The 20,570-nt window shown below is 72.3% G+C and carries 16 protein-coding genes; 5 read left to right on the top strand and 11 right to left on the bottom strand.

Features of this window, described 5'->3' with window-relative positions; all coding sequences use genetic code 11:
- Positions 1–276: 276 nt before the first annotated feature.
- The 4 genes from fxsA (at position 277) to fxsT (ending at position 6,372) form a co-directional block, all read left to right on the top strand.
- Entirely contained in the window at positions 277–486 is a 210-nt protein-coding gene (gene fxsA / locus ABZ622_RS35205; protein ID WP_360550330.1) for an FxSxx-COOH cyclophane-containing RiPP peptide, read from the top strand.
- Positions 487–736: 250 nt separating this feature from the next.
- Positions 737–1,882, top strand: a complete 1,146-nt coding sequence (locus tag ABZ622_RS35200) for an FxsB family cyclophane-forming radical SAM/SPASM peptide maturase (protein ID WP_360550373.1) — start codon at positions 737–739, stop codon at positions 1,880–1,882.
- The gene (locus ABZ622_RS35195; RefSeq protein WP_360550328.1) at positions 1,879–3,288 is read left to right on the top strand and encodes an HEXXH motif domain-containing protein; all 1,410 of its coding nucleotides are present in this window, start codon (positions 1,879–1,881) and stop codon (positions 3,286–3,288) included. Before ABZ622_RS35200 ends, ABZ622_RS35195 begins: the two co-directional genes overlap by 4 nt.
- A gap of 90 nt (positions 3,289–3,378) precedes the next feature.
- Complete coding sequence (gene fxsT / locus ABZ622_RS35190; protein WP_360550326.1) at positions 3,379–6,372, top strand: FxSxx-COOH system tetratricopeptide repeat protein; 2,994 nt, start codon at positions 3,379–3,381, stop codon at positions 6,370–6,372.
- 78 nt (positions 6,373–6,450) lie between these two features.
- Here the strand turns inward: fxsT and ABZ622_RS35185 are convergent, their stop codons facing one another.
- The 9 genes from ABZ622_RS35185 to ABZ622_RS35145 all read right to left on the bottom strand — a co-directional run bounded on the left by ABZ622_RS35185 (position 6,451) and on the right by ABZ622_RS35145 (position 17,773).
- Positions 6,451–10,275, bottom strand: a complete 3,825-nt coding sequence (locus ABZ622_RS35185) for a multifunctional oxoglutarate decarboxylase/oxoglutarate dehydrogenase thiamine pyrophosphate-binding subunit/dihydrolipoyllysine-residue succinyltransferase subunit (protein ID WP_360550324.1) — start codon at positions 10,273–10,275, stop codon at positions 6,451–6,453.
- Positions 10,276–10,532: 257 nt separating this feature from the next.
- A complete protein-coding gene (locus tag ABZ622_RS35180) occupies positions 10,533–11,609 on the bottom strand; it encodes an ATP-binding protein (RefSeq protein ID WP_360550322.1) in 1,077 nt (358 codons plus the stop codon).
- The gene (locus tag ABZ622_RS35175) at positions 11,606–12,343 is read right to left on the bottom strand and encodes a response regulator transcription factor (RefSeq protein WP_124716425.1); all 738 of its coding nucleotides are present in this window, start codon (positions 12,341–12,343) and stop codon (positions 11,606–11,608) included. Before ABZ622_RS35175 ends, ABZ622_RS35180 begins: the two co-directional genes overlap by 4 nt.
- A gap of 223 nt (positions 12,344–12,566) precedes the next feature.
- Positions 12,567–13,259: a spermidine synthase gene (locus tag ABZ622_RS35170; protein ID WP_360550320.1), complete on the bottom strand. Its 693-nt coding sequence runs from the start codon at positions 13,257–13,259 to the stop codon at positions 12,567–12,569.
- A 130-nt stretch (positions 13,260–13,389) separates the two neighbouring features.
- Positions 13,390–13,995, bottom strand: a complete 606-nt coding sequence (locus ABZ622_RS35165; protein ID WP_360550318.1) for a hypothetical protein — start codon at positions 13,993–13,995, stop codon at positions 13,390–13,392.
- Entirely contained in the window at positions 13,992–15,293 is a 1,302-nt protein-coding gene (locus ABZ622_RS35160; protein WP_360550316.1) for a hypothetical protein, read from the bottom strand. Before ABZ622_RS35160 ends, ABZ622_RS35165 begins: the two co-directional genes overlap by 4 nt.
- On the bottom strand, positions 15,290–16,093 hold the full coding sequence (locus ABZ622_RS35155; protein WP_360550314.1) for an ABC transporter ATP-binding protein: 804 nt from the start codon (positions 16,091–16,093) through the stop codon (positions 15,290–15,292). The genes ABZ622_RS35160 and ABZ622_RS35155 overlap by 4 nt, the downstream gene beginning before the upstream one ends.
- A 10-nt stretch (positions 16,094–16,103) precedes the next feature.
- On the bottom strand, positions 16,104–17,171 hold the full coding sequence (locus ABZ622_RS35150) for a zf-HC2 domain-containing protein (RefSeq protein WP_360550312.1): 1,068 nt from the start codon (positions 17,169–17,171) through the stop codon (positions 16,104–16,106).
- Positions 17,168–17,773: an RNA polymerase sigma factor gene (locus ABZ622_RS35145; RefSeq protein WP_360550310.1), complete on the bottom strand. Its 606-nt coding sequence runs from the start codon at positions 17,771–17,773 to the stop codon at positions 17,168–17,170. The genes ABZ622_RS35150 and ABZ622_RS35145 overlap by 4 nt, the downstream gene beginning before the upstream one ends.
- Positions 17,774–17,910: 137 nt before the next feature.
- Here ABZ622_RS35145 and ABZ622_RS35140 point away from each other — a divergent pair, with 137 nt between their 5' ends.
- On the top strand, positions 17,911–18,792 hold the full coding sequence (locus ABZ622_RS35140) for a rhomboid-like protein (RefSeq protein ID WP_360550308.1): 882 nt from the start codon (positions 17,911–17,913) through the stop codon (positions 18,790–18,792).
- Here the strand turns inward: ABZ622_RS35140 and ABZ622_RS35135 are convergent.
- Positions 18,719–19,558, bottom strand: a complete 840-nt coding sequence (locus ABZ622_RS35135) for a nucleotidyltransferase (RefSeq protein WP_360550306.1) — start codon at positions 19,556–19,558, stop codon at positions 18,719–18,721. The genes ABZ622_RS35140 and ABZ622_RS35135 overlap by 74 nt on opposite strands.
- 73 nt (positions 19,559–19,631) lie before the next feature.
- The gene (locus ABZ622_RS35130; RefSeq protein ID WP_360550371.1) at positions 19,632–20,282 is read right to left on the bottom strand and encodes a DNA alkylation repair protein; all 651 of its coding nucleotides are present in this window, start codon (positions 20,280–20,282) and stop codon (positions 19,632–19,634) included.
- Positions 20,283–20,570: the final 288 nt, after the last annotated feature.

Below are 20,570 nucleotides of genomic sequence, written 5' to 3'. Positions count from 1 at the left end.
CCGACCGCCGAGCGGCTGGGCGGCTGGGCGGAGCTGGAGCGCTGAAGGGGAAGCGGGCGGCGTGAGGAGTGCCGCCACCGTGGGACCGGCGTACGACCGACGCCGGGTGGACGGCACGTCCGGCAAGGCGTAGCCCGGGTCCTGCGGGGCATCCGTACATTGGCGGCCGTACGCGGAATCCGTGTCGGCGCACAGACCATCAGGCACGCGGGCCCGACCGGGCGCTCAAGGGCGAGCGCGCCGGCTCGGGCGCGAGGGATGTTACGGGGAGGCGTGATGAGCGAGACGGTGCACAAGGACATCCCGGACGGCGGTCCGTCGGGTGTTCCCTCCGGCGGACCGGAGGCGCTGCCGGACCTGCTGGCGCTCGATCTGGAATCGCTGCGGACACTGGACCATCCGGTGCTCGCCGAGGTCGTCGCGGATCTGCGCGGACGGGTCGAACAGCCGCGGGAGATGCTGTGGGGGTTCAACAACTCCTTCTGACGCCCGCAGTCTCCCTCCGCTCGCGGCCCGGCCCCGGAAGAAGGGCGCCGCGGCCGCACGATTCAGGTCCGGGGGCCCGGTTGAACAGGACATCGTGACAGGGCACGGGTTTGTCGCCGCCACAGGCCAGGGATACTCGCCCCGGGGCGGCGACGGGGGCCGTGCCGGCGGATGCGAACGGCACGGGGGTGCGGGAGTGTCTCGACAGGCGACGCCGAAAACGCCCCCGTGCCCCGACGGCCACCGACTCCTGCCCGCCTTCGGGCAGTTCATCGTCAAGATGCACGGCCGCTGCAATCTCGCCTGCCGCTACTGCTACCTCTACGCGGGCCCCGACCACACCTGGCGCGACCGCCCGGCCGCCGCCGCACCCGCCGTCCTGGACCGCACCGCGCACCGCATCGCCGAACACGCGGCGGCCCACGGACTGCGCGAGGCCGCCCTCGTCCTGCACGGCGGCGAACCCCTCCTCGCGGGCGCCGGCCGGCTGGCCGCGTTCGCCGACCGGGTACGTGCCCTGGCGCCCGCCGGCTGCACCGTCCACACCACCGTCCAGACCAACGCGACGCTGCTCACCGAAGCGCGCACCACCACCCTCGCCCGGCACGGCATACGCATCGGCATCAGCCTCGACGGCGGCCTGGCCGCCCACAACACCCAGCGCACCGACCACGCGGGACGCCCCTCCTGGCCCGCCGCCTCGCGTGGCGCCCGGCTCCTCGCCGACCGCCACCCCGACGCCTACGCGGGCATCCTCACCGTCGTCGACCCGCGGACCGACCCGGTCGAGATGTACGAATCGCTGCTCGCCCTGCGCCCACCGGCCCTGGACCTGCTGCTGCCGCACGGCAACTGGACGAACCCCCCACCGGGCCTGCCGCGCGCGGACACCCCGTCCGGCCGCCCGACCCCGTACGGCGACTGGCTCACCACCGTCTTCGACCGCTGGTGGCGCAGCGGACGGCGGGAGACCCGGATCCGGCTCTTCGAGGAGTGCATCGCCCTGCTGCTGGGCCTGCCCGCCGCCACCGAATCGCTCGGCCTCGACCCCGTCGACGCGATCGTGGTCGAGACCGACGGGGCGATCGAGCAGGTGGACTCCCTCAAGTCCGCCTACGACACCGCAGCCGCCACCGGGCTCGACATCTTCCGCCACACCTTCGACGACGCCCTGCGCCACCCCGGCGTCGCCGCCCGCCGGGCAGGCGCCGACGCGCTGGCCGCCACCTGCCGGGCCTGCCCGCTGCTGACCGTCTGCGGCGGCGGCCACTACGCACACCGCTACCGCGCAGAGAACGGCTTCGCCAACCCGTCCGTCTACTGCGCCGACCTCGAACGGCTGGTACGCCATGTCGCGGCCCGGCTGTCCGACGCAACCGCAGGAGAACGCCGATGATCCCCCCACTCCCGGACCACATGCTGCGTCAACTCGGCCGCACCGAGGGCGACGCCGACACCCTCCGCGTACTCGTACGCGATCAGGACACCCGTCGGCTCGTGCTGCTGCGGGCCCTGCTCGACGCGGCCGGGGCGGCCCCCACGACCGTCTGCCCGCCCCGGGCCCTCGACCGCCTCCGCCAGGACTGGGCCCTGCTGGAGAAGGCCGAACGCGCCGACCGGACCGCCGTACGCACCGTCCTGCTGCACCCCCTCGTGGGCCCCTGGGCGCAGCGCTGCCTGCGCGGCCTCGCCGGACCGGGCCCCGCGCCCGGCCCGCCCCCCGGCCCCGAACTCCGGGAAGATATGGATCACTTGAGCGCCCTGGCGGCCGCGGCGGCGATCCGTGCCGGAATCCCGTTCACGACCCGGCTCACCGCACACGACGGGCTCCTGCCGCTGCCCACCCTGGGCGCCCTGCGCGCGGCGCCCGAAGGGTCCGGGACGGTCGATGTCACCTTCTCCGACGGTGAACTGACGCTGCGTGACAGCTCCGCCGGGCCGCCCCTCGTCGCACGCACGCACCCGGACGGAACGACCGGATCGGCCGACCCGCGCTGGCTGCCGGTGCTCGCCCTGCCCGCCGCGCAGCACGGCATCGGCCCCGTACCCCTGGACGACGTGGACCCGTACCGCACCGACGGCCGCGGACCGCAACCGCACGGGCTGAGCACCGCCACCCGCGTCGACGACCACGCGCGCAAGACCTGGGCCGAGTCCTGGGCCGGGGTGGCACCACTGCTCCGCATCGGCGGCGAGCACCGGCTCACCGAAGTGGCGGTCCTGCTGCGCTGCCTGGTCCCGCTCGGCCCGCCACCCGGTTCCGGGACCGCCGGCGACAGCGCGGCCCACTGCAGCGGCACCAGGCGGGAAGCGTTCGGCGCCGTCCTCAGCAGCAGGCCGGCCACCCCCGCGTACTTCGCCTCCACCCTCGTCCACGAACTCCAGCACACCAAGCTGGCCGCGCTCTGCGCCCTCGTACCGCTGCACCACGAGGACGCCGGACCGCGCCACTTCGCCCCCTGGCGCCCCGACCCCCGCCCCTTCGACGGCCTCCTCCAGGGCGCCTACTCGCACCTCGCGCTCGCCGACTACTGGCAGCGGTTCGCCCTCGGCGCGCGACGCGTCACCCACCGCGACCTGGCCTGGGCCGAGCACGCCCGATGCCGCGAACAGGTCGGCGCCGTACTCCCCGCACTGGCCGGGTCGGCGGCGCTGACCCGCGAAGGCCGAATACTGGTCAACGAGATGATCGCGCTCTACCACCGTCTGGACGATTGTCCGCCTCCTGCGGGGCACCTCGCGCGCGCGGAGGCGTACGTGGCCACCGCCAAGGTGATATGGCAGCAGAGGAACGGCCCGTGAAGGCCGTCCGAGACCCCGGGATTGTCCGCCGGAACGACCAGGCTCCGGTGTATGTTGACAAAGCTCGAATCGAGGCAGGGAGACGGTTGAATGCCCGGAACGCGTAGGCAAGTTGGAGCAACCGGGGCGCAAACCGTCACCATCAGTTTCGCCGGATTCAACCGAGCCTGGGCGACCTGGATCGGGGACCGCCTGGAGCGCCGCGGAGTGACGGTCGTCCAGCAGCGCTGGGACCCCCCGGTGGAGGTGCCGCTGGAGGAGTCGCTGCGCGACCTGACGCTCTCCAGGGGCCGCGTCCTGCTGATCCTCAGCGACTGGTACTTCCAGCTCGGCCCGCGCGGCCACGACGAGTGGAACCGGGCGCTGCGCGAGGTCGTCGCCCCCGACCAGGACCGCTTCGCCGCGGTCTGCCTCACCACCTCGGCCCTGCCCGGCGCCACCTCCGTCCTCGGCGCCGCCGACCTCACCAACGTCGGCGCCGACGAGGCCGAGCGCCGCCTCCTCGTCCGTCTGGGCCTGCCCACCGACCCGCTGCCCGAGCCGGTCGAGCACCGGCCGGGCCCCCGGTACCCGGCCGACACCCCCGAGGTGTGGGGCGGGGTGCCGCGCCGCAACACCCGGTTCACCGGGCGTGAGGAACTGCTGAACAAGGCGTACCAGGCGCTCCAGGACGCCGGGTCCGGCGCCGGGGTCGTGGCGCTGTACGGCATGTCCGGCGTCGGCAAGACCCAGCTGGCCGCGGAGTACGTCTACCGCTTCGGTTCCGAGTACGACGTGGTCTGGTGGGTGCCCGCCGACCGGCGTGCGCTCTACCGCCAGCGGCTCGCCGAACTCGCCCCCGAACTGGGCCTGTCCACCGGCGTCGAGTACGGCGAGCGGCTGCGCGCGGTACGCGACGCGCTGCGCCGCGGCGAACCGCACTCCCACTGGCTCCTCGTCCTCGACGGCGCCGACGAGCCGGAGAACATCTGGGACCTGGTGCCGACCGGCCCCGGACACGTCCTGATCACCTCGCGCAACCCGGAGTGGGGCGAGCACAACAGCAACCTCGTCGAGGTACCCGTATACAGCAGGGACGAGTCGGTCGCCTTCGTCCGGCGCCGTGCCCCGCGGCTGAGCCCCGCCGAGGCGGACCGGCTCGCGGAGGCGCTCGAAGACCTCCCGCTCCTCCTCGACCAGACCGCGGGCTGGCTGAACGACTCCGACCTGTCGGTCGAGGAGTACATCGAACTCCTCGAAGGCGGCATCGACCAGAACGTCGTCAAGGTCTCCGCGGACTTTCCGCTCGCCTTCCAGACCGCCTGGTCGATACTGCTGAACAAGCTCAAGGACACCGTCCCCGAATCCGTCGACCTGCTCCGCCTGTGCAGCTTCTTCGCACCCGGCTCCATCCCCGTACGGCTGCTGAAGGAGATGCCCGCGGGCGAGCTGCCGGAACAGGTCTCCGGCCTGTTGAACGACCCGCTGCTGTGGAACAAGGCGATCGCCCAGCTCCGCCAGTACTCCGTGGTCCGGCTGGAGTCCCACGAGTCGGCCGTCGAGGAGGCGTCGTCCGGCGAATCGCTCTACATGCACCGCATGGTCCACCAGATCGTCGGCCACGACATGACGGAGCGGGACCGCAAGGAGTTCATCGACGTGGTCCGACGGGCGCTCGCCGCCGCGGACCCCGGCAGGCCCACCGACACCCGCCTGTGGCCCGCCTACGCCGAGATCACCCCGCACCTGAAATGGGCCGACGTACTCCGGAGCACCGACCCGGCGGTGCAGTCCCTGGTGCTCAACTGCCTGCGCTACATGTACCTCTCGGGGGAGTACCGGGCAGGCATCAAGCTGGGCGAGCGCGCCATGCGGGCCTGGCGGGAACTCCTCGGCGAGGACCACCCCAGGATCTGGGACCTCAGCTACCACTACGCCAATCTGCTGCGGGCCGTCGGTGACTACGCCGGCACGGAAGCGATCGAACGCGCCGCCGTGGACCATCTGCGCACCGAGCGCGGCGTACAGGACCTGGAGCACCTGCGTGCCGCCGGGGGCCTCGCCGCCGACCTGCGCGGCCTCGGCCGGTACGACGAGGCGCTGGAGATGTCCGGCTGGGTCCTCGCCGCCTACCGCGAGCTGCTGGGCGACCAGGACTCGCGCACGCTCAACGCGCAGAACAACCTGGCCGTTTCGCTGCGGCTCCTCGGCCGGTACCAGGAGTCGTTGGAGCTCAACCAGCGGACCCTGGAAGCCCGTCGGCAGTTCCTGGGCCAGCGTCACAACTGGACCCTGTCCTCCCAGACCACGTACGCCACCGACCTGCGTCTGCTCGGCCGCTACAGCGACGGGCTGTCGCTCCAGAACCAGAGCGCCCGGGTGCACCGGCTGGTCCTGGGGAACGACAACCCGCAGACGCTGCGGGCCGAGTACAACCTCGCGCTGTGCCACTACCGCTCGGGAGACCGCGCCAAGGCCTCGGCCCTGTTCACCCGGGTCCTGGAGCGATGCGAACGCGTGCTGGGCGAGGACGACCCGCTGACCATGATGTTCGCGGCCGGACAGAGCTGCTTCGCCCGCGAGCACGCGGACATCGACCAGGCCAGGGCCATAAGCGAGAAGGTCGTCGACGGCTACCTGAACATGCTCGGCGAGGAGCACCCCTTCGTGGCGGGAACACGGGCCAACCACGCCCTGATCCTGCGCAACGTGGGCGAGCGGGACCAGGCCCACGCCCTCCTGGAAGGGGCCCTCGCCGCGTTGACGCAGGCCGTCGGCGAGTACCACCCCTGGACCCTGGGATGCGCCATCAACGCCTCGGCGCTGCGCAACCTGGTGGGAGACCCGGAATCCGCGGCCTCGCTGACGGACGCGGTCATCGCCAGGGCGACCGAGACCCTCGGACGGACCCACCCGCTGACCCTCTCCGCCCGGATCGCCCACGCCGCGGACCTGCGTGGCGTACGGGAGAGGCAGCGGGCCGAGAAGGTCGAGAGCGAGGCACTGGGCGACCTGGCGACCACCCTCGGCGCCCAGCACGTCCACACGGTCTCGGCCCGCTCGCGCAACCGCCCGTACTGGGACTTCGAGCCGCCGATCGTCTGACCGGCGCGCCGCGAACCGAAGGGCCCGGCCCCCGCGAGCAACTCGCGGGGGCCGGGCCCTTGTACGTACAGCGACCGGTCAGGCCTCGAAGACCTCGGCGACCAGCTGTGCCTGCTCGGCCTGGTGGCGCTTGGCCGAGCCGACCGCCGGGGACGAGCTGTGCGGGCGCGAGATGCGGCGCAGGCGCTCGCCGTGCGGGACGTCCGCGCCGACGGCCAGGTCCAGGTGGTCGATCAGGTTCAGGGCGATGAACGGCCAGGCGCCCTGGTTGGCCGGCTCCTCCTGGGTCCAGAGGTACTTCTCGGCGTTCGGGTACTTGGCGATCTCGGCCTGGAGCTCGGCACCCGGCAGCGGGTACAGGCGCTCCAGACGGATGATGGCGGTGTCCGTGACGCCGCGCTTCGTACGCTCGGCCTCCAGGTCGTAGTAGACCTTGCCGGCGCAGAAGACGACCTTGCGGACGTCGGCCGGGTTCACCGAGTCGTCGCCGATCACCGGGCGGAAGCCGCCGGTGGTGAACTCCTCCGCCTTCGACGCGGCCGCCTTGAGGCGGAGCATCGACTTCGGGGTGAAGACGATCAGCGGCTTGTGGTGCGGGTTGTGCACCTGCCACCGCAGGAGGTGGAAGTAGTTCGACGGCAGGGTCGGCATGGCGACCGTCATGTTGTTCTGCGCACACAGCGTGAGGAAACGCTCCGGGCGGGCGGACGAGTGGTCCGGGCCCTGGCCCTCGTAGCCGTGCGGCAGCAGCAGCGTGACGCCGGAGGTCTGGCCCCACTTCTGCTCGGCCGAGGAGATGAACTCGTCGACGACGGTCTGCGCGCCGTTGACGAAGTCACCGAACTGGGCCTCCCAGACGACCAGCGACTCCGGACGGGCCAGCGAGTAGCCGTACTCGAAGCCCATCGCCGCGTACTCGCTGAGCAGCGAGTCGTAGACGTTGTAACGGGCCTGCTCGTCGGAGAGGTAGAGCAGCGGGGTGTAGTCCTCGCCGGTCACCTGGTCGACGAGGACCGCGTGCCGCTGGCCGAAGGTGCCACGGCGGGTGTCCTGGCCGGCGAGCCGGACCGGGGTGCCCTCCATCAGCAGCGAACCGATGGCCAGGGTCTCGCCCATGCCCCAGTCGATCGTGCCGTTCTCCACCGAGGCCGCGCGGCGCTGCATCTGCGGCATCAGGCGGGGGTGGACGGTGATCCGGTCGGGGATGTTGACCTGGGACTCCGCGATGGCCTTCACGACCTCCGGGGAGATCGCGGTGGTCACGGCGACCGGGAACTCCGGCTGGACCTCGGGGGTGTGCGCCGGGGCCGGCAGCGAGGTGGCCTCACGGACCTCCGCGAAGACCTTCTCCAGCTGGCCCTGGAAGTCCTGGAGCGCCTGCTCCGCCTCTTCCAGCGTGATGTCGCCGCGGCCGATGAGGGACTCGGTGTAGAGCTTGCGCACCGAGCGCTTCTTGTCGACCAGGTTGTACATCTGCGGGTTGGTGAACTCCGGGTTGTCGGTCTCGTTGTGACCGCGGCGCCGGTAGCAGATGAGGTCGATCACGACGTCCTTGTTGAACGCCTGCCGGAACTCGAAGGCGAGCCGCGCGACCCGGACGACGGCCTCGGGGTCGTCGCCGTTGACGTGGATGATCGGCGCCTCGATCATGCGCGCCACGTCGGTGGCGTACATCGAGGAGCGCGAGGACTCCGGGGCGGCGGTGAAGCCGACCTGGTTGTTGATCACCACGTGCACGGTGCCGCCGGTGCGGTAGCCGCGCAGCTGCGACATGTTGAGCGTCTCGGCGACGACGCCCTGGCCCGCGAAGGCCGCGTCGCCGTGGAGCGCGACGGGCAGGACCGTGAAGTCCGTGCCGCCCTTGTTGATGATGTCCTGCTTGGCGCGGGCGATGCCCTCCAGGACCGGGTCGACCGCCTCCAGGTGCGAGGGGTTGGCGGCCAGCGAGACCTTGATCTGCTCGCCGTCCAGACCGGTGAAGGTGCCCTCGGCGCCCAGGTGGTACTTGACGTCGCCGGAGCCGTGCATCGACCGGGGGTCGAGGTTGCCCTCGAACTCGCGGAAGATCTGCGCGTACGACTTGCCGACGATGTTGGCCAGCACGTTCAGCCGGCCGCGGTGGGCCATGCCGATGACGACCTCGTCGAGGCGGGCCTCGGCGGCGGAGTCGATGACCGCGTCGAGCAGCGGGATGACGGACTCGCCGCCCTCCAGCGAGAACCGCTTCTGGCCGACGTACTTGGTCTGCAGGAACGTCTCGAACGCCTCGGCGGCGTTCAGCCGGCGCAGGATGCGCAGCTGCTCCTCGCGCTCGGGCTGCTGGGCGCGCGGGCGCTCCACCCGGTCCTGGAGCCACTTGCGCTGCTTCGGGTCCTGGATGTGCATGAACTCGATGCCGGTGGTGCGGCAGTACGACTCACGCAGCACGCCGAGGATGTCGCGGAGCTTCATCATCGACTTGCCGGCGAAACCGCCGACCGCGAAGTCCCGCTCCAGGTCCCACAGGGTGAGGCCGTGCTCGGTGATGTCCAGGTCGGGGTGCTTGCGCTGGCGGTACTCCAGCGGGTCGGTGTCGGCCATGACGTGGCCGCGGACCCGGTAGGAGTGGATCAGCTCGAAGACCCGCGCGGCCTTGGTGACGTCGTTGTCGTGCGAGGCGTCGATGTCCGTCAGCCAGCGGACCGGCTCGTACGGGATGCGCAGCGACTTGAAGATCTCGTCGTAGAACTCGTTCTCGCCGAGCAGCAGCTGGGCGAGAATCCGCAGGAACTCGCCGGAGGCGGCGCCCTGGATGACCCGGTGGTCGTACGTCGAGGTCAGTGTCATGACCTTGGAGATGCCCAGCTTGTTCAGGGTGTCCTGGGAGGTGCCCTGGAACTCGGCCGGGTAGTCCATCGCGCCGACGCCCATGATGAGGCCCTGACCGGGCATCAGGCGGGGCACCGAGTGGACGGTGCCGATGCCGCCGGGGTTGGTCAGCGAGGCGGTGACGCCGGTGAAGTCGTCCATGCCGAGCTTGCCGTTGCGGGCGCGGCGGACGATGTCCTCGTAGGCCTGCCAGAACTCGAAGAAGTTGAGCGTCTCGGCCTTCTTGATGGCCGCGACGACCAGCTGGCGGTCGCCGTTCGGCTTCACCAGGTCGATGGCCAGACCGAGGTTCACGTGCTCCGGCTTGACCAGGGTCGGCTTGCCGTCCTTCAGCGCGAAGGAGTGGTTCATCGTCGGCATGGCCTTGAGGGCCTGCACCATCGCGTAGCCGATGAGGTGCGTGAAGGAGATCTTCCCGCCCCGGGCGCGCTTGAGGTGGTTGTTGATGACGATGCGGTTGTCGAAGAGCAGCTTCACCGGGACGGCGCGGACGGACGTGGCCGTCGGCAGCTCCAGCGAGGCGTTCATGTTCTTCGCGACGGCGGCCGAGGGGCCACGCAGCGTGACGTACTCGGGACCGGCCGGGGCCTCGGTGGCCGGCGCGGCCGCGGCCTTGGCCGGGGCGGGCTCGGCGGCCTTCGCGGCCGGGGCCGGAGCGGCCTTCGCCGGGGCTGCCGGGGCTGCCGGGGCTGCCGGAGCAGCGGCGGCGGGCGCGGCCTGTGCGGGGGCCGGAGCCGCGGGGGCCGGGGCGGGTGCGGCCGGGGTGGCCGGCGCGGGTGCGGCCGGCGCGGGTGCGGCCGGGGTCACCGCGGCCGGGGCGCCGGGAACGGGCTTGTCCGCCGTGCCGGACGTACCCGGCTTGTAGTCGGCGAAGAAGTCCCACCAGGCGCGATCGACCGAATTGGGATCCTGGAGGTACTGCTGGTAGATCTCGTCGACGAGCCACTCATTGGGCCCGAAAGCAGCGGCCGGGTTCGAACCCGGGCTGGCTTGGTCGGTCGAGATGCTCGAGTTACTGGGGGACTGAGACGACACGGCGGCAACCGCCCTCTTCCGCTTCACAAGGTGATGGACAGCGGAAATCAAGGCTACGCCTCCCCGGCCGTTCCACGCAGGCCGGGCCGGTCTTCGTCGCGCAAGTCACATCGGAAGGCGGGTTTCGGTGCAGGAATTGGCGGGAAACAAGCACAGTTCCGCTTTGTTTTGGGTACGTCGGACCTCGGCTACGGCCCACTGGGCCGCACCCCTTGAACGGAACACGCAGAACGTGCCCTTCCGGTTCGAACCCTATGTCAACCGCGCTGCTGAGGGATCCCCGGAAGAGTGACCTGAATGCGGCAGCCGCGAACGGATTCGGCCACACCGATGCGTCCACCGTGCAGATCCACCGCCCAGCGGGCGATCGCCAGGCCGAGGCCCGTACCGCCGTCGCTGCCCGGGCCGTGCGGGGAGGGCACCTCGCCGCGGTTGAAGCGCTCGAAGACCCGGTGCCGCTCGGACTCCGGGATGCCCGGCCCCTCGTCCAGCACTTCGAGCATCAGGGACTCCGGCGTGGTCCCGCGCCGGGCCAGCACGGTGACCCGGCCGTGCGGCGGGCTGTGCTTGACGGCGTTGTCGATCAGATTGGCCACCACCTGGTGCAGCCGCTCCGCGTCCGCGTGCGCGGTCAGCTCCGGCGGCGACACGTCCAGGTGCAGATGTACGTCCTTGCGGGTGTGGTTCCCGGAACCGGACGACAGCCGGCGGTGCCCGGCGGCGAGGTTCGCCTCCTTCAGCACACCCGACAGATAGGGCCACACCTCGAAACGGCGGGCCTTCAGCGTGACCACCCCGTTGTCCAGCCGGGACAGGTCCAGCAGCGTCTCCACCAGCCTGCCGAGCCGCTCGGTCTGCTTCAGAGCGGTACGCATGGTCTCCGGATCGGCCGAGGACACCCCGTCCACGACGTTCTCCAGCACGGCTCTCAGCGCCGCGATGGGTGTGCGCAACTCGTGCGAGACATTGGCGACCAGCTCCTTGCGGTGCCGGTCCACGGCCTCCAGATCGTCCGCCATGCGATTGATCGTCTGGGCCAGGTCACCGAGTTCGTCGCGCCGGTCGGCGCCGCTCACCCGCCTGGTGTAGTCGCCGTGCGAGATCGACCGGGCCACCGTCGTCATCTCGTCCAGCGGCGAGGTCAGACCGTGCGCGACGAACTGGGTTATGAGCAGGGTCGCGATCACCGAGAACACCGTGATGAACCGCAGCTCGGTCCTGGTGCGCACGGCCACCATCAGCAGGCCGGTGGTGATGAAGACCGAGACCACGACGAGCGTGCTCATCTTGGCCTTGACCGAGAAGGGACGCAGTCCGGAACCGGGCCGGGTCATGGAGCCGGGGTCTCCAGGGCGTAGCCGACACCGTGCACGGTACGGATCCGCTCCGCGCCGATCTTCCGGCGCAGTGCCTTGATGTGGCTGTCGACGGTACGGGTGCCGGAGGCGTCCGCCCAGTCCCAGACCTCGGCCAGCAGCTGCTCCCGGGAGAGCACCGCACGCGGGGTGTTGGCCAGACAGACCAGCAGGTCGAACTCGGTCGGCGTGAGGTGGACGTCGTCGGCGCGCACCCGGACCCGGCGCTGCGCGTGATCGATCTCCAGCTCGCCGAGGCGCAGTATTCCGCTGCGCGGCGTCACCGCGGCCAGCGCCGCGCGCTCGACCCGGCGCAGCAGGACATGGACCCGGGCCGCCAGCTCGCGCATCGAGAACGGCTTGGTCATGTAGTCGTCGGCGCCCACTCCGAGGCCGACCAGCATGTCCGTCTCGTCGTCCCTCGCGGTCAGCATCAGCACCGGCACCGGCCGCTGGGCCTGCACCCGGCGGCAGACCTCCAGCCCGTCGAAGCCGGGAAGCATGATGTCGAGCACCATCAGATCGGGCTGCCACGCCTCGGCCGCGTCCACTGCCGCGGGGCCGTCGAGTGCGGTCTGCACCAGAAAGCCCTCGGCCCGCAGCCGGGCGGAAATGGCTTCGACGATCGTGGCGTCGTCCTCGACCACCAGCACCCGGCGCTGCGCGCCCGGGGTGGCCGCGACACCGTTGTGGGTGGTGTGTGTCTGTTCCATCGCCCCGCCCCTGCCCGTTCTCGCGGGGGCCATTCCCCCGGACGCACGGTCTTCGCTTGTGGATTTCGTCGGTGATCCCGTTACCGGTCAGCAGCGTAAAGGCAGCGGACTGCTCTCGGCTACGCAGGGTGTAACGCCTCGGACGCAAAGAGGTGGCGGAGTGTCGGTCTTGTGACGCTTGGCCCCCGGACTTCCGGGGGCCGGCGATACCCGGTGGGGGAACTCAGGCCGTCCGAAGTGCGAGATGCACCACGTCGGGAACACCTCGGGCAACATTGACCTCTTCAGTCCTTACCCCATCGAATCCGGCATTCCGCAAGGCCTGTTCGAAGTCGGCGGACGGCTGCGCGGACCACACCGCGAGAACACCGCCCGGCGTCAGCCGCTCCCGGCAGTCCGCCAGACCGGCCGGGGAGTACAGGCCGGTGTTGTCCTCGGTGACGGTCCACTCCGGCCCGTTGTCGATGTCCAGGCACAGAGCGTCGTAACGGTCCGTAGTCGTACGCAGGTACTCGACCAGATCCGTCGTCAGGATCCCGGTCCGCGGATCGGCCAGCGCCGCGCCGGAGATCGCACCCAGCGGCCCCTGAAGATGCCAGTCCACGATCGCCTGCTCCCGCTCGGCCACGACGATCCGCCCCCACCTCGGCCCGTCGGCGGCCCGGACCAGCGAGAAGCCGACGCCGAGGCCCCCGATGAGCACCGACGGAGCGGTCCGGCCGGGCGGCAGCGCGGCCAGCGCCGCGTCGATCAGCAGCCGCTCGGAGCGCCCGTCGGAGGTGTCCATCAGGAAGCACCCGTTGGCGATGATCTCGAAGTCGTCACCCCGCTCCCGCAGCACGACCTCGCCGTACGGGCCTTCGCGGCGGTCGAGCGTGACGGGGGAGGGGGTGTCGGAGCGATGGATCTGGGGCATGGTGCGGGTCTCCGGCGGGTGGCGGGCAGGTTCCCCGCCATCCTGGCCGGTGGGCGCGGCCCGGTGCCAGCGGATTGCCGGATCCGCCCGCTGCCGGATCCGCCCGCTGCCGGATCCGCCCCCTGCCGGATCAGCCGCGCTCCGGGCGTGCGCCGCGCACCACCAGGAGGGCCGCCCCGGCCACGTACGCCGTCACGGCCACCGACCAGGCCGCGCCCTGCGGACCCGGCTGCATCGGCCAGGCCCACACGGCCGCCGCGCCGCCCGGGTCGCGGGGCGCCGCCAGGTAGACGGCGCCTCCGTAGACCGTCATCGGCAGCCAGCTCAGCCGGGCGCCGAGCAGGGCGGCGGAGGCCGCGGCCACCCCCGTCGCGCCGAGCACGTTGCGCACCATGGCCGGTACGCCGAACTCCTCCGGGTGCCCCGGGACCGCCGCCGCGAGCACCCCGGCCGTCACCGCGGTCAGCGCCAGCAGATGCAGCAGCCGGCGCGGCCACCAGCGGCGTACGGCGGTCCGGTCCAGCTCCTCGGAGTGCGAGTGCAGGCCGGTGCCGATCGCCGAGGAGGCGAGCAGCGGGGCCAGCACGACGACCGGGACGCGGGCGGTGTGGTCGAAGTACGGCTGGTCCTGCAGCCAGTCGGCGGCCCAGGCGGCGACCAGGGCGATGCCGGCCAGGGTGGCGGCGGTGAGGGGGAGGGCGCGGGAGCGGATGTAGAGGAGCGGCTGGATGCTCACAGGGCCGGGACCTCCGCGGGCGTGCAGCTCTTCCGGGTGGCCAGGTAGCGGCCGAGCCAGGCCTTGCGCTCGGCGTCCGGCAGATCCTTCAGGCGGGCGAGGTAGCGCGAATCCGGGAACCACAGCGACTCCTCGTCGGCCAGCCAGCTGCGTACCGCGTCGTCCGTGCGCTCCACCCGCGCGGCCTCCTTGCCGACGACCTCGGCCCGTGGCTCCGGACAGTCGCGGCTCACCAGGGTCATGGCGGTGTTCGCGAGGTAGCCGTGGGGATCGGTCAGCTCGTTCCGTGCGATGCCCCAGCCGCGCACCACGTGCCCGAGGGAAGCCTCGCCGTTCTTCGGGCCGAACTCCGGGGTGACATATCTGACCGGTGCGCCCGGCACTCCTTCCAGGCGCGAGAACATTCCCGACAGGGCCTCGGACATCCGGGGCAGCAGCGGAGCGTCGGGCGCCCGCACGCAGAGTTGCGGTGTGCCGGGTGCGGCCGCCGAGCAGACCCGGTGCCGCACGGCCGGGTCGTCCCGGAACAGACCGGTGCCCGTGTGCGCGATCACCGCACCGGCCGTGACCGCCACGGCGAGCGGTACGACGGCCAGGCCGCGCCGCCGGGCCGCGTAGGCCAGCAGCGCGGTGACGGCGATGCCACCCGTCCAGGCCAGCAGGGCCGGTGCGAACCACCACACCGGGACGGACCCGTCCAGCGGGTACTGCTCGGCGGGGCTGAGGAACCGGACGTCCGACTCCATGTAGCCCGGGGCGCCCAGGAGGACGTAGAGACCGGCCGCGAGCACCGGGGCGATCAGCCGCCACCGCACCAGCCGGCCGACGACGAAGCCGACGACGGCGATGGACAGCAGACAGCCGAGATCCGCGACGACGACCGAGAGGGACGGCCCGCCCGCCCCGGTGTACGGAGCCGTCGCCGCGAACACCACGCCCAGCGCGAGCAGATACCCGGCCGCCGCCCACAGCGCGATCGGCGCCGCGGCTGTCGTCGCCTGCGCGAGCCGGCCGCGCGGGACCGAGAGCAGCAGTTCGGCAGTGCGGCGACGGTACTCCCGGCCGCCCTGCCAGCAGGCGGCCGCGGCGACGAGCGGCCCGCCGAGCAGCGCCGTCGCCGCGCGCAGCTGGGTCTGGGTGTCGCCCCAGTTCCCCTGCCACTGGGGTGCCTTGCTCCACAGCGGAACGAGGAGGGTCAGGACCACGGCGAGACCGGTCCACGGAGCGATCCCGCGCCGGAGTTCGGCCCGCAGGGCGGTGTGCGTCAGGCGGCGTACGAGTGCTCCGGGATCCGTCATCGGTTCGCCACCGCCGCCCGGTGCGCCCGCAGCGCGGCGGTGTAGCCGCGCTCGATCGGGTTGCCGTCCGACTGCCGGGCTCCGTCGTCCTCGGCGCCGCCGAGCTCCGTCAGCTCCCGCGTCGTACCCCGGTACGCGATCCGGCCCGCCTCGATCAGCGTCACATCGGTGCAGGCCGCGGCCACGTCCTCGACCAGGTGGGTCGAGACGATCACGGTGGTGGAGCGGCCCAGCTCCCGTATCAGCGCCCGGAACTCGACCCGCTGCTCCGGGTCGAGGCCGGCGGTCGGCTCGTCGAGCAGCAGCAGGTCCGGGGAGTTGACGATCGCCTGGGCGATGCCGACGCGCCGCACCATGCCGCCCGAAAGGGTCTTCACCCGGGCATCGATCCGGTCCGTCAGCCCCACCTGGTCCACCGCGCGTTCCACCGCCGCCGGGACCGCCGCCGCGTCCATCTCCTTGAGCCAGGCCACGTACGACACGAACTCCCGGACCGTGAAGCCCGGGTAGTAGCCGAACTCCTGCGGCAGATAGCCGAGCCTGCGCCGGACCGCCGCCCGGCTGCGGTGGTCCGACCCGGCGCCGACCTCGCCGCCGAGCAGCTCCACCCGGCCGCCGGAAGGCGCGGCGACGGTGGCGAGCACCCGGATCAGCGAGGTCTTGCCCGCCCCATTCGGCCCGAGCAGCCCGTGCACACCGGGCGCGAAATCGAGATCGACGGCGTCGAGCGCGGTCGTCCTGCGGTGCCGGACGGTCAAGGCCCTGACCTCGACCGTGTTCACGGCCTCGGTGCCGCTCATGCGTGCACGCTCACAACGTCTCCAGATGGTCGAAGGATCTACGGCGTACGACGAGCAGCGCGGCGCACACCAGCGCGCCCGCCGCCCAGCCGGCCTGTGCGGTGGAACCCGCGAAGTACCGGGCGCCCCCGGCCGCCGCCGCGAGGGCGGCCGGGGGCGACGTGACGAAGGCCGGCAGGACGACGGCGGCCGCCCAGGCCGCGGCGATGGACGTGGCCCCGGTGCGGCAGCCGACGTACGAGCCGAGGGCGAGCGCCGCCAGCGTCATCGCGAGCCCGGGCAGCAGCCAGGCCGCCGCGCCGGGCCACCCGGCGGACGCGGGCAGCGCCGCCCCGGCGAGCGTGAGCGCCGGGATGCTCACGACGAGCACCGCGGCGGTCCTGGTCAGCAGCAGCCGCAGCCCGCCGGACGGGGTGGCGGCGGTGATCTCGTGCATCGGGTCCGCGTGCCTGCCGTAGGAGAGGCCGACCCCGGCGAGCGGCAGCACCGGCGCGACGACGAGGAGCAGCGGACGGACCGCCTCCCCGGCCCCGGCCCCGTAGGCCAGCGCGACGGCCCCGACGGCCACCAGCACCAGCGCCAGCAGCCACGGTCCGCGCAGCGCGGGCCCGGCGGCCCACAGCAGCCGCCCGGTGCGGGTGGCGGCCCCGGGGAAGCGGAAGGGGGCACTGCGGACCGGCCCCTTCGCGGGTGTACCGCCCGCTGCCGCCGCGTGCGGGGCTGCCACCTGCGCGGGCCCCCGGACCGGACGCCGCGCGGGCGTCCCGTCCCCGGCCGCCGCGTGCGGGGCTGCCACCTCCACCGGCCCCCGGACCGGCCCCTCCACCGGCCCCCGCGCGGGCGTCCCCTGGGCCACCACCGCGGCCAGCACCCCCGCGCGTACCGCGTCCAGCGCCGCTCCCGCCTCCGGCTGCACCCGTACCGCCGCCGACAGCCGGGCCGCGCACCCGCCGCACGTCTCCACGTGCTTCTCCACGGACCAGGCGTCCGTCTCCGGCACCGAACCGGCGGCGTACCGCCCGGCCAGTTCCTCGCTCACATGCCAGTGGGGCATGCCGGCGCCTCCCGTCGTGGTCATGCCATTCCTCCCAGCGGTCCGGCCGCCGGGGCCGACAGTTCCAGCGCGGCCCGCAGCTCGCGCCGGGCCCGCATCGCCCGGGTCTTGACCGTGCCCTCGGGTATGCCGAGGAGCCGGGCCGTCTCGCGGGTCGTCAGCCCGTCGATGACCGTGGCGCGCAGGACCTCCCGCAGCTCGGGGGAGATCCGGTCGAGCGCGGCGCCCACATCCCCGTACTCCAGCCCGGCGAGCACCCGCTCCTCGGCGGACGGCGCGGTGGCGGCCCACTCGTTGCTTCCGGTCCGCTCGGCCCGGTGGGCGAGATCGGTACGGGCATGGACCCGCTGGGCGTCCACCAGCCGACGCGAGGCGATCACCCACAGCCAGCCGCCGACCCTGGCCCCGCGGTGCGACGCGGCGGAGCGCCAGACCGTCACGAAGGTGTCCTGAAGGACCTCCCGTACGGTCTCGGCATCCGCGCACCGTCTGCTCAGCCTGGCCAGCAGCCAGCCGGCGTGCCGGTCGTAGAGCGTCGCCAGGGCCTCCGTATCCCCCTGCGCGACGGCCCGCAGCAGGGCGTCGTCGTCGTTCGGGTCCTCCCCCGAGGGGCGCAACAGCTTCACACCTCTTCTATCGGGGGGCGGACCGCGACCGGTTCACGGGTGGGCATTTGTGGCTTACGCCATAGACGGTGCGGGGGAAGATCAAAGAAGGTAGGGCCTTGCTTCGGGGGGCTTGTCATGGAAAGGGGCCTCGCGCGGTGCATCAGCGTACGGACAGGGCGGTCCGCGAAAAGCCCTTCGTGGCTCCGCTGCTCGACGCCGTCCCGCGCCAGCCCGGCGGCCCGGGCAGCCCCGCCGCTCCGGGCCCGGCCGCCCCGCCGCCGGCCCCGGTCCGCGGGGCCCGCCGATGGCCGCGGCTGCTGCCGACACCCACCGGTACCCCGTTCACCTTCGGCTACCTGCTGGTGCTGGTCGCCACGTCCCTCTTCATGGAGTTCGCCGATCCCGCCACCGTCGCCGCCGTGCTGCGCGAATCGAGCACGGACGTCGTGCACCTGGGCCAGAGGCCGCTGCTCGTCCTGACCGCCAGCGCCCTGTGGGTGGTCGGCGGGCTCGGTTCCCCCATGGTCTTCGTCCTCGCGCTCGTACTGACCGCGCTGGAACGTCGCATCGGAGGATGGCGGACCGCCGGTGTGTTCGTGCTCGGCCATGTCGTGGCCACGCTCGCCACGGAGATCCCGGTCGGAATCTCCGTGGTCGCCGGGCACCTGCCGGAATCGTCGCTGCACCGCCTCGACTACGGCATCAGCTTCGGGCTGATGGCGAGCGTGGGCGCGCTCACCGGACTGTTCACCCCGCTGGTGCGGACGCTGGTGCTCGGCGGGCTGGGCGTGATGCTGGCGAGCGATCTGGTCGAACTGAGCAACCCGCTCACCGACTGGGGCCACCCGCTGGCGCTGCTGCTCGGCATCGCCTGCTGGCCGCTGCTGCGGCGGGCCGGCGCGGTCAGGGAGGCGGTGACCAGGGGAGCGGCGGCCAGGGGCGACGTGATCAGGGGCGCGGTGATCAGTGGCGCGGCGCCTTCTCGCCGTGCACCGCGACGTACTCGGCCGCCAGCCAGGGTGCGAGGTCCTCGATGAGCGTGCTGAGCACGGCCGGATCGGCGGAGGGGTTGCGGCCGGTGTGCGCGGCCAGCCGCATCTGCTCGATCCGCTCCGGGTGGTCCGGGTAGTAGCGGGCGAACACCTCGGCGGACTCGGCCAGGTCACTGGTCCAGCCCCGCCACCGCGGCATGACCAGCGTGAAGCCGGACCGGACGATCCGGCGGCCGGCGCCTCGGCTGAGGTTGCGGCGTTCGGCGTCCGTGGTCGCCTCGGCGGCCCTGCGCCGCCAGCGGGGCAGCGAGAGCACCAGGTCCCCGTTGGTCTCGCGGGCGAGCAGCGGGGTCGGGCGGTAGTGCGGCAGCCGGCCGGCGAGGTCCTCGCCGAGCAGCGGTGTGCAGAGACAGGCGAGGAAGAAACCGAGGTCGTGCCGTTCGAGTTCGCTGGTGACGGCGTCGGTACTGGTGAGGAGGGCGCCGACACCGTCGATCTGCCCGAAGTCGGCGTCCAGACCGGCTTCGACGGCACGGGCCGCCGCCTCGTCGGCCCCGGTCGGCCGGGTACGCAGAACCAGCAGCAGATCCAGATCGGAGACGCCGGGGACGGCCGTGCCGCGCGGAATGCTGCCGTAGATGTACGCGCTGTGCAGCCGCGTACCGTCGAACGCCCCGGTGATCCGGGACCGGGCGGCCGCCACCACGGGGGCGAACGCCGGGGGCACCCGGCCCAGCGAGCCCTCCCGCCGGATCGTCCCGTCCGCGTTCAGCCCTCGGGGAGGTACGTGGCCACCGCTGTCGTCGTCCATGGGCGCACTGTGCCCGTATTTCCGGGACGAGCCGAATGGTTTTCGCGCCCGACGGGGACCACGGGGCGCCCCCTCAGCCCTCCTGCTCCTCCCGGCGGCGCACCAGCTCGGCGATCCAGACCGGCGCGAACGGAGACGTGCAGTTCGGGGGCGTCGGGTAGTCCTTGAGTACTTCCAGGCGCTCACCGATGCCGATCGCGCGGGCGCGGTACTCGGCGTGCTCGATCCCGATCTGCGCCAGACAGTGGTTCATCGCCCACTGCAGACGGTCCGGGGCGTCCTTCATCTCCGCCTCGATGACATCGAGCAGCCCGGGGAGACCGAGCCCCTCGGGCCTCTTCGCCACCCGCTCGGTGGTCAGCGCCCAGCCGGCGCTCGCGACCACCGGATCCGGGTCGGCGGACCAGGCCAGGCGCAGCTCCTCGGCGTGCGGGTTCTTCTTCACCACGTAGTTCACGAGCCAGTCGAACACCTTGGGGGCGCGCGCCTCACGCACCATGGCGTCCAGCTCGTCGCGCCCGAACGCCGTGGGCCGGCAGATCAGGATCGCCAGCAGCCTCGCCGCGGTGTCGTCCGTCGCCCAGAGCCCGACCGCGAGCTCCTGCTGCGTCTTGAGCCGCTTCGCGAGCGCGCGCAGCTTGCCGAGGTTCACCCCGTGGTCGTCGCCGCGCTTCTCGTTCGCCCTGCGCGCCTTCGGGTCGTCGAGCTCAGCCAGTTCGGCCATGACCTGCGCCACCGTCGTCGTCCCGGTCACCCCGGCCTCCCGTCCCTCGTGTCTCTCTCATGTCCTTCGCGTCCTTCGCGCAGGACATTCCAGCGTATGGCGGACGGTTGCCCGGTTGTCCTTTCCGGGCTGAGTCCGCGAGCGTGGTGCTCGGTGACCTGTGGCTCGCAGCCTTTAGACCGACCGGCAATTGGGGGGGGGTGCCTCTATGTCCTTCGTCAAGGCTGCGCCATCGGATTTGTAGCTGTTTGCCTTGGTCATGCGGCGAGGGTGACTGTGCGGGTTCGG

This window comes from Streptomyces sp. NPDC007164 (assembly GCF_040634135.1).
GTDB classification, from domain to species: domain Bacteria; phylum Actinomycetota; class Actinomycetes; order Streptomycetales; family Streptomycetaceae; genus Streptomyces; species Streptomyces sanglieri.
This window is presented reverse-complemented; position numbering and strand designations above follow the sequence as displayed.